At 67.9% G+C, this 8,862-nt stretch carries 10 protein-coding genes and 1 pseudogene; 7 read left to right on the top strand and 4 right to left on the bottom strand.

What is annotated here, in order from left to right:
* Both AMYTH_RS46820 and AMYTH_RS0143250 read right to left on the bottom strand, forming a co-directional pair.
* Positions 1-723, bottom strand: a pseudogene (locus tag AMYTH_RS46820) (hypothetical protein); the annotation flags it as partial.
* Positions 720-947 (bottom strand): hypothetical protein, encoded by a 228-nt coding sequence (locus tag AMYTH_RS0143250; protein WP_027935489.1) that lies wholly within the window; start codon positions 945-947, stop codon positions 720-722. The gene AMYTH_RS0143250 and the pseudogene AMYTH_RS46820, both read right to left, overlap by 4 nt.
* Positions 948-1,113: 166 nt before the next feature.
* Between AMYTH_RS0143250 and AMYTH_RS0143245 the strand changes: the two genes are divergently transcribed.
* Genes AMYTH_RS0143245 through AMYTH_RS49385 form a run of 5 tightly spaced genes read left to right on the top strand, consistent with a single transcriptional unit; the run spans position 1,114 to position 5,963 of the window.
* A complete protein-coding gene (locus AMYTH_RS0143245) occupies positions 1,114-1,335 on the top strand; it encodes a hypothetical protein (RefSeq protein WP_027935488.1) in 222 nt (73 codons plus the stop codon).
* Between the two features lie 42 nt (positions 1,336-1,377).
* Positions 1,378-4,959 carry a DUF927 domain-containing protein gene (locus AMYTH_RS0143240; protein WP_157360832.1) on the top strand — a complete coding sequence of 1,194 codons (3,582 nt, stop codon included), beginning with the start codon at positions 1,378-1,380 and terminating at the stop codon, positions 4,957-4,959.
* Positions 4,956-5,471, top strand: a complete 516-nt coding sequence (locus AMYTH_RS0143235) for a hypothetical protein (protein ID WP_027935486.1) — start codon at positions 4,956-4,958, stop codon at positions 5,469-5,471. Before AMYTH_RS0143240 ends, AMYTH_RS0143235 begins: the two co-directional genes overlap by 4 nt.
* 12 nt (positions 5,472-5,483) lie before the next feature.
* Entirely contained in the window at positions 5,484-5,699 is a 216-nt protein-coding gene (locus tag AMYTH_RS0143230; protein ID WP_027935485.1) for a hypothetical protein, read from the top strand.
* A 33-nt stretch (positions 5,700-5,732) separates the two neighbouring features.
* On the top strand, positions 5,733-5,963 hold the full coding sequence (locus tag AMYTH_RS49385) for a hypothetical protein (protein WP_157360831.1): 231 nt from the start codon (positions 5,733-5,735) through the stop codon (positions 5,961-5,963).
* A 64-nt stretch (positions 5,964-6,027) separates the two neighbouring features.
* On the opposite strand, the gene AMYTH_RS0143220 is transcribed toward AMYTH_RS49385, so the two are convergent.
* Both AMYTH_RS0143220 and AMYTH_RS47425 read right to left on the bottom strand, forming a co-directional pair.
* Complete coding sequence (locus tag AMYTH_RS0143220) at positions 6,028-6,576, bottom strand: hypothetical protein (protein ID WP_027935484.1); 549 nt, start codon at positions 6,574-6,576, stop codon at positions 6,028-6,030.
* Between the two features lie 89 nt (positions 6,577-6,665).
* Complete coding sequence (locus AMYTH_RS47425) at positions 6,666-7,355, bottom strand: hypothetical protein (RefSeq protein WP_051363155.1); 690 nt, start codon at positions 7,353-7,355, stop codon at positions 6,666-6,668.
* A gap of 245 nt (positions 7,356-7,600) precedes the next feature.
* Between AMYTH_RS47425 and AMYTH_RS0143210 the strand changes: the two genes are divergently transcribed.
* The gene (locus AMYTH_RS0143210) at positions 7,601-8,386 is read left to right on the top strand and encodes a hypothetical protein (RefSeq protein WP_157360830.1); all 786 of its coding nucleotides are present in this window, start codon (positions 7,601-7,603) and stop codon (positions 8,384-8,386) included.
* Entirely contained in the window at positions 8,383-8,577 is a 195-nt protein-coding gene (locus AMYTH_RS0143205; protein ID WP_027935482.1) for a hypothetical protein, read from the top strand. The genes AMYTH_RS0143210 and AMYTH_RS0143205 overlap by 4 nt, the downstream gene beginning before the upstream one ends.
* The last annotated feature ends 285 nt before the right edge of the window (positions 8,578-8,862 follow it).

Genomic DNA, 8,862 nt, shown 5'->3' with positions numbered 1-8,862 from the left:
CATGACCGCGAACAGGAAGAACCGGAGCGGGTCACCGACGTTCAGGCGTTCACCGAAGAACGCCAGCGAGGTGTCCGCCGAGACCCCCATAGCCACGGCCGCGATGAACCCGAGCACCCAGGGAGCACGGCGCTTGCCCTTGGGCTTGGGGGTGCCCGCGGCCTTGGCCGGCCTTTCCGCCGCCGGGGCCTCGGTGGGCGGGGTGTTCGCGTGTTCACTGCCCTGCTCAGCGGGGGTGTCCGTGGACGCGTCCGCGTGTCCGCTGACCGCCTCGGGGGCCTGTTCGGCGGCAGGCTCGGCGGGGGCCTGGCCCTCGTCGGCCACCTCGGCCTCGGTGGTGGCGGCGGGGGCCTGGCCCTCGTCGGCCACCTCGGCCTCGGTGGTGGCGGCGGGGGCGCGGCGGCCGTCCAGCTCGGCCAGCATCGCCTCGGACATGGGCGGCAGGTCGCCGGTGTCGCCGAGTCCGCGCTCGGCGCGCCAGCGGTTGACGTGGGTGGACACGTACGGCCGCTCGCGCTTGGGGTCGCGCACCACGCCGTAGGTGAGCAGGAAGGCCACCACGTCGGAGGTGGACGGCCGGACCAGCGCCTCACAGGCGTAACGGATCTTCTCCACCTTGGTGTTCATCAGCGCCAGCCGGGCCGCGTGGGCCTCGTTGCTGGTGTCTGTGGACGCGTTCACTGGCGCGTCCTGATGGGCGTTCTCGGCGTTCTCGGTGTTCACTCGCTGTCTCCTTCCTTCGGGTTGGACGCATCGGGACCGGTCAGGGCCTCGATGAGTTCTGCGGGGTGGTCCTCGGTGACCTTGATCGCGGCCAGCAAGACCGCCGACATGGACAAACGCCGTCCGACCTCGGCCGAGGTCAGGAGCGCGGCGCGCTGCAGCGCGTCCCGGGCCTGAACGGTGAGGTTCACCGAGACGAACGGCGTCTTCCGCTTCGGGGGCACTGGCCTCTCCTTTGTCAACATGTATGGGACTGTAGCGCACACTGTCGGAGTCGCGCTATAGTCACGTCATCGCGTTCACCCAGGATGCCGAACCGGCAGCGAACGCGGCGCAGACATGCCGAACGGACGCTATGAACGCGTTCACGAACAGGAGAGGACGGCAGACATGGACACACAGACACACGGGTTCGAGCACGGCGACCGCGTGCGGGACACCCGGGACGGGTCGCTGGGCACGGTGGTGCTGTTCGAGGGACCTCGGGTCGACGAGGACGGCAACGAGCTGGCCGCCGGTGAGGTCCGCTGGGATGGCTCATTCGTGGCCGATGAGCTGGAGCTGGCCGCGCCCCACCTCGTGCGACACACCGACGAGAACCCCCAGCCGTGACGGTCGGCAGGGCTAGCGTCCAGAAATGACGAAGGGCCAGCCGTGGCAGGCTGGCCCTTCAAAGCCCCTCAGCGCTACCAGACGAAAGGGGGTCAACGCGTGTCAACGCGTCCCCATGCTACCCAGACCGCGCCCACGCGCTCTACGGGCGACGGCGTGTCGAACGCCCCACTACCCCGACTGGCCGACTGGCTGGCCGGGGTGTCCGGCTTGTCCGTGACCGATGGGCGGCGGGCTGTGGCGGCCGTGCTGCCCGGGCTGGCGCGCCAGGCCGACGAGGTGCGGGCCGAGTGGTTCGCCGCGATCGAGGCCGCCGGGCTCTACCGGCTGAGCACCCTGCGCCGGAAGCTGGCCGAACTCGAGGACGGCATGCCGACCGCCGAGGCGGCTAGCACGGCCGAGGCCCCGGAGTCCAAGGCCGGCGAGCAAGACGTACCCGATCGGAGCAACGACGAGAAGGCCGCGGGCAAGCCCAGCCGCAAGCCGCGCGGGGACCTGCCGATCCCGGGCGGCGGCTGGACCTGGACCCCCGATGTGGGGGTGTGGGATGACCGGGGCAACCAGGTGCTCACCTGGACCCCCGAGGTCACCGAGCACCTCGTCACCTACGACCTGGACGGCCGCCCGCGCATGTCCCGCGTGACCCTGCGGGTCGGTGACGACGTGGGCACCGTGCCCATGTCCGACGTGAAGTCCGGCGACGCCTGGTCGCGCTTCCCCGGCGCGGTCGGGGTGGCCGACACCCGCGCGCGGGACCAGCTCCACAACCTGGTCAAGCTGCTGGCCCACGAGGCCGAGCGCACCCCGGCGCACCCGCTGTGGGTGGACGGCCGCCTGGTCCTGCCCCCGGCCGAGGGCATGCACCACGGCTACCTCAAACAGGGCGGGAGCTGGGAGGGCTACTGCGAGCTGGCGCGGGAGGCGATGCGCGCGCCCAAGATCGCGCTGGCGATGGCGCTGTCGGTGGCCGGGCTCTACGCCGCGCCACTGGGCAAGGAGTCGTTCACCCTCCATGCGGTGGACACCACCAGCAACGGCAAGACGACGATGTTCGAGGTGTGCGCGGCCGGGTTCGGCGACCCGCGCAAGGGTCAGCTCCGGCGGAGCTGGAACGTCTCGGCCAAGGCCGTGCTCTACAGCGCGCAGGTGTCCCGCTGCCTGACCCTGTTCCGCGATGAGCTGGAGACGGCCGCCGACATGTTGCGTGGCAACACCCTCAGCAACACCGTGATGTCCCTTATGGAGGGTGCGATCCGGGAGATCGCCACTCGCGACGGACAGCCCAAAGAGGTCATCGCCGGGTGGACCGGATGCCTGATCAGCACCGGGAACGTCTCGATCGTGGGCCGCTCCAGCAACCCCGCGATCCGGGGCCGCGTGATTGAGATGGAAGGCCCCTACACCCTCAGCGCCGAGCACTCCAAGTTGCTCAAACCGTTGGCGCGCAAGAACTTCGGCTGGCTTCTACCTGCCGTGGCCGAGCACGGGCCAGACGCCGAGGAGTTCGAGCGCTGGTGGAACAAGGCAGAGGCCGAGATGGGCCTCGGTGGTGAGGGGGTGCTGGGCCGGGTCGCCGAGCACCTGGCCGGGGGCGTGGCAGCGGCGCGGATCTTCGCCGAGCTGTGCGACCTGCCCGACTTCCCTGCCGTGGTCAAGGACGCGGCGCTGAACGTGATGCACACCCTTCGGCTGGACCTGGCCGAGGCTGGCGAAACGGCCGATCTGGAATTCCGACTGGCCGCCGCCGAGGTTTTCGCCGGGTACCCGGACAAGTGGCCGAACCTCGCGAAGCTGGAATCGTGGGACACCACGGAAACCCCATTCGGCGGTTTCTGGGGTTACGACATTTCCGATCACGAGAAGTATGAGGGTGATCTGGCGATCCTCCCGGAAGGAATCAAGCAGATTTTCGAGCGCGCGGAGATCCACGACAAAAGCGTCACTCTTCGCGCGCTGGATAAGGCCGGGAATCTGCACCGCGCGGACAGCATCCGGCGCGGCGGAAAGCGAATGGGAGTCATAAAGGTCCGGGGTAAGGCCACCCGCGTCTACCAGGTCGGCAACGTGTTCAGCGCAGCCGACGAGGCCGCCGAGGGGCCGGTTACCCCTGCCCCGTTGCACCGTTACACCCCGAGTTACCCCGCCGATTACACCTCGAAAACGGGGTCTGACCAGGGGCGTTACACCGTTACACCTTTTTCGCGGGACATGGTGTGTGTAGAGGATCTGGACGATGACGCGTTGGTGGCGTTGATCGCCGACGAGGGGGCCGTGGCGGACGCTGATCGGGACGCGGCGGCGGCCGAGCTGGAGCGCCGCGAAATGGCCGCCCAGGCGGCCGCACAGCGGATGGACACCCCGGGTCAGGGTGATGACACCGGGGACGGGGGTTCGGCCAGCGAGCGACCAACTCAGGCGGTAATTCCGGCTGGCAGCGCCCGGCGGCCCGGAAAGCCGCAGGTCACCCGGGATGCGCAGGGCAGCCGGTCGGCACCTGACGACGAGGCCGAATTCGCGTACTGGTTCCGGTGGCTCGGCAGCTGCGGTGTTGATCTTGACGAGGATGCCGCCCGAAGGGCGCTGGTCGCGTTTCACCAAGCGACCGGCGGTCTGCGCTGGGTGTCCTACCCCGGCGAGGTGGGCGTGGCGGCTTACCACCGGTTGCTCGCGAAACACCCGAACATGAAAGAGCCGGTGCAGATCGAAAATGAGTTGGTGGAATCCATCAGCACCGACGGGAACATGGTGCGTCACCTCGATTTCCTGAACCGGGAAATCGTCCCGGAAATGGGCCAGAAAGTGACCGGGATGGACGTGCACGCGCAATTCCTTGGCGCGGCGGCCAGCGTGGTTCTCGGCGACGGCGAACCGGTCGTATACGAGCGGGTTCCCCGGAGCGTGGAAGTGCTTTTCAAGGCCCCCGGATATGTGGAGCTGGCCGAGGACCTGGAAACGTCGCACCCGGCATTCCAGGGCATCACCGCCGGAATGTGGCTGCCCATGCCGCTGGTGAAGTACCTTGCGGACCGGGACGTGCGAATCAAGCCCTCCCGGCTGGTGGTGTGGACCAGCTCAGGGCAGCGGCTTTCCGCGTGGGCGGCCGGGTTCAACAAGGCCCGGACGCGGCTCATGACCCGGCGTGCCGAGCTGGACTGGGTGGCGCTGGCGGCGGTGAAGGCGGTCTATGCCGGGTTCTGCGGCGGGATGCTGCGCTCCGAGCGGTTCAACCACACCGGCACCATGCGGCGGGACTGGTCGGATCAGCTCATCGCTCTGTCGTGGGCCAACGCTCTCCGGGCGCTGGACCGGGCCGGGCTCGGATTGCCGGCCACCGCCAAGGAGCCCGACGTGCTGGCCGCGATCAAGGCTGGTCAGCCGGTGGTCCACCCGGCGCTCGGGATGTGCCGCGACACCGCGTGGTTCCTGGCCGACACCGCGCCGTGGCACCCGGCGGGCCTGCGCCTCGGCGACGCGGACAACGGGTGGCGGCCGGGCACCTGGAAGGTCGAGAAGTGGGCCGACGTGACCGCCGACATGATCGCCGCGCACGAGCACGATTCCCCGTTCCTGATGCGGGACGCGATCAATCAGGCCAACGCTGAACGAAAGGGTGAGGACCAGTGAGTCGATTTGGTGACCAGATTCGCGGGGCCGCCTCCCCTCGGAATTGGCAGGACGCCGCGAGCGCTATTCGCCGCGCCAAGGGCCGGGGCGCGTCCCGGTTCATCGCTCAGGAACTCGGGATCAGCCAGCGGCAGGCTCAGCGCTATTTGGCCGGGCAGGTTCGGAAAGCGCCCCACGGTCAGGACATTGAGGATCTGGCCGAGCCGGACTGGCTGGCCGCTGACGCCCTCTTGGAGGCTCAAGCCCTGAACTGCGGGCATGTCGAAGTGGAGTACAACGGCAAGTCCCAGGGCGTGCGCAAAGTGGGCCTGATCAGCGTGGATGGCGAGATGCGGGAGGCGATCGAGGCAGCGGCAGCCGCACTGCTGGACGGGGACGAATCCCTGGCCGAACAACTGTTGTCGGACGGCATTCTGGGTCAGTACTCACAGCAAAACGCCCGGGATGATCGGCACATCCTGAAAGGCACGTTGAAAATCAGCGGTTTTCGCACCGGGTTCAACATTCTGTGAAAGGGGAATGACGTGGCACAGTTCGACGGGAACGACCAGCCAGAAATTGCGTTCGAGCTGCTATTGGCGCTGCTCTACGACGCGGACGGGAAATTGACCATCAGTCGAGGTGCGGCCGACTGGGTATTTCGACTCAAGGAACGCGGCGAACAGGCCGGATATCGGACCACGGGTAGCCCGGACGGAAGCACCATGACGCTGCACCTGGTCAGCCCCGAACATCAGTAGCGCAACCCAGGACCGGAGGTAGGATTCCCCGCTATGGCAACGACTTTCGCTGATCTTGAGGCCCGGGTACGCGGCCTGGAGTCGCGGGCTCAGCGACTCGAAGAGGACGTGACCGCGATCATCGAGACCGTGGTGGAAACCCGCGATGACGTGCGGGAGCTGCGCCGGTCGGTGCAATGGCTCACCCGCGCCATGCACGTCCTGCTGGAACACCAGGACATTCCGCTTCCGCCGCCGGTGGAAGACAACGAGGAACCGATTTAGCTTGACCTGCAATAGGAAACGCCCCCCGCGCACCGGTTCGCGGGGGGCGTTTCCGTTGTATGGCTTAGAGAATGACCGTCACCAGCGCCGAGACGAACAGCCAGAACCAGTGAAACGCCTGGTCTAGGGCGTAGGCGCCGGTGCCAAGGCTGGGGTTGTCATGCGGTTGGGGGTGCTCGGTATCGGGGTGGCCGTCCTCGTCGACGCGGTACACCAGGACCGTTCCAGACGGGTGGTCGGGGGAAGCGGCTACGGCCACGACCTGGCGGGGTGCGCCGAGGCGGTAGAACTCGGTGTTGCGGGTGATCCGTGCCAGCCACGCCAGGGTGTAGCGGCGATCGGCCCAGTAGTGGGTGGCTGCGTTGATCAGCAGGCCGGTGACGAACCCGCCGACGCTGATCGGCAGGACCAGCACGGCCCAGACCAGGCCGCCAATGGCCGCCAGCGTGGCCGTGTACGCGAGAACGTGCCTCAGGCAGGCCAACACCCCGGCCAGGCCCGGAAGGCCCTTATGAGCGGCCTGGTGGCTGGTTTGCACCCAATGGTCAGCGACCTGGTGGGCAACGAGCAGGGCAAGCAGGTACGCGGCGAATGTCGCAGCAGCGGGCATCATGGGAGGGCCTTCCTTCCTGAAATGAGCGCGGGGAGTGAGGGTGATCGAGCAGGCCCGGCCGGGGTGCCTCCCGGCCGGGCCGCCGGGCATTACTGCTGGGGAAGCGGGCGTCGGGTCTCGCGGGTATCGAACGCGTGGACCTCGTAGGTCAGCTCGGCAGTGTCGGTGTGGTAGGTGCCGGTGCCGCTGGTGTAGTCCTCGGCGCTGCCCTTGGGAATCACAGTGGCAGGGTCGCCAGCCTCGAAGCAGAACGACGCCTGGCCGCCGGTCTGGACTTCGACGTAGCCATCGGAGTACACCCGCACCTCGCGAACCTGGTGACGCTGGCCGTCCGTGGTGATCAGCACCCAGCCCGGGCGGATCTCGGTGGCCGGCCGATCCACCGGGGCCAGCTCCCCGGCTGCCCAGTTGGCCCAGTGGCTCGGCTCGCGCATCCGGACCTTGGTGGCGCGGGTCTGGGCCGTGGCGCGGGTGACGTCCATCGCGTTCGCCAGCTCGCCGTGGGAGCCGCCAGCGGCGTAGTGCGCGCGGGTCAGGGCCTCGATCACCCCGGAAAGCCGCGGCTCCAGCCGGGTGTTCAAGTCGTTGATGCAGGTGTAGAGGTCGGCCAGCGTCTTGGCGTCACGCGAGCCGTCCAGCCGCCACTGTGCGCCGCGCAGCCGGGACAGCGCGAAAAACAGCGTGTCGCACCAGTCCAGCAGTGGGGCCAGCTCGGAGTCCTCGCAGCCGTACGTCTCGATGACGGGGTGCTGGCCGGTTTCGGTGTTGATCCACTTCATGGGGTGCCTCCCGTGGAACGTCGGGTGTATCTGACTACATACACCGTATCCACCTAGATACACATTGGCGATACTCCAAACGGGTGGCGACCGGAGCCGTGATCGAGACCCGGCCGTCCGACCTGCGAAAACGCCACGCGGACGGGTGATCAGGCCAGTACGCTCGGCGTTCGGGATCGACGGACCGGAAGGGGTGTGCTATGTCGGCGGCGGCCAGCAGCGGGATTGATCAGTGGCTGCGCAGCGTGCCCGTGCCCGTCTGGCTGGCGATGCTCGGCGGCGGGGTGCTCGTGCTCATGCTCACCAGCCGCAGGCGAACCCCGAAGATCTACGCCCGGCGCGACACCGGAACCCGGTTCGCCCGAGCACTGTGGCGGGCCGCGACCGGCGCACACATGGACGGCAAGCTGCGCACCGACGCCGGGTGGTGGGAGCGCGGCAAGGTCGATCTCACCCCGAACAAGAAGGCCCCACGCTGGGCCTACCTGCCACGCGGGGTGCGCGCGCTGATCCGCTGGGGGAGCGCGGCCGGCCTCGCGTTGTGGCTGTGGGGGTACGCCAGCGCGCCGAGCATCACCGGCGCAGTGACCCTCGTCGGGCTGGCCGTGCTCGTCGGACTGATCGGGCGCAACACCTACCGCCGGGTGAAGAGCTCCCGGTTTGAGGCCCGCTACGTGCTGCCGATCCACGAGGCTCTCGCCAAGCGGGTGGGCATCGAACCGGGCACCAAGGCCGCGGAATGGGTCCACGTGCCGCCCGACTTCCGCACCAACCCGCGCGCCGTGGTCATGCTCGTGGTTCCGCCCCAGTTCACCGGCTCACCCCAGCTCCGCCAGGAGATCAACACCACCGTGGCCGGACGGCTCGGGGTCAACCTCTACGACCTCGATATTGAGTACAACCTCGGTAGCGCCACGCCTCACATCACCTTCGGCATGGCCACGGCCGCCGATCCGCGTTTCCGCGTGGTGGTCGACGAGGACCAGGCCGCCGGGGCCGACCAGCCCACGCGGCGGCAGAAGGGGGCATGATGCCGCGATACCGCGCCGAGTACTACCAGGTGGTGTTCCGCCGCCGACGCGGCCCGATCCTCGTAGCTGTCCTGATGGGACTGGCTACGGCCGTGCTCGGGTTCTCCCTCCACTGGGGCGCAATCTCCCTCGTGCTCGGGTTCGTGGCCGCCGGGGTCACCTACTCCCTCAGCGGGCGCGGCATCCGGTAGCGCACACTACAAAACCAACGGGGCCTACAACACGTAGGCCCCGTTTTGTCAACCCTCCACCTAAGCACGGGGAACCGCTCAACACCAACGATCCTCCGAGCAAGCACAGTGGACAGACTTAAATCGTCCCTTGTGGAGTGCGGAGAAAATCATTGCTACGCAACGATTTTCCCAGAAATCCACTTTAGAACTTTAGTGAAACCCTTGTGGCACAACGGCTTTCGATACGCGGTCTCTGAAATTCCTTGCTACGCAAGGAAAAGCGGCCCGAAGGGCGCGCGCCAG

The organism is Amycolatopsis thermoflava N1165 (assembly GCF_000473265.1).
GTDB classification, from domain to species: Bacteria; Actinomycetota; Actinomycetes; order Mycobacteriales; family Pseudonocardiaceae; genus Amycolatopsis_E; species Amycolatopsis_E thermoflava.
This window is presented reverse-complemented; position numbering and strand designations above follow the sequence as displayed.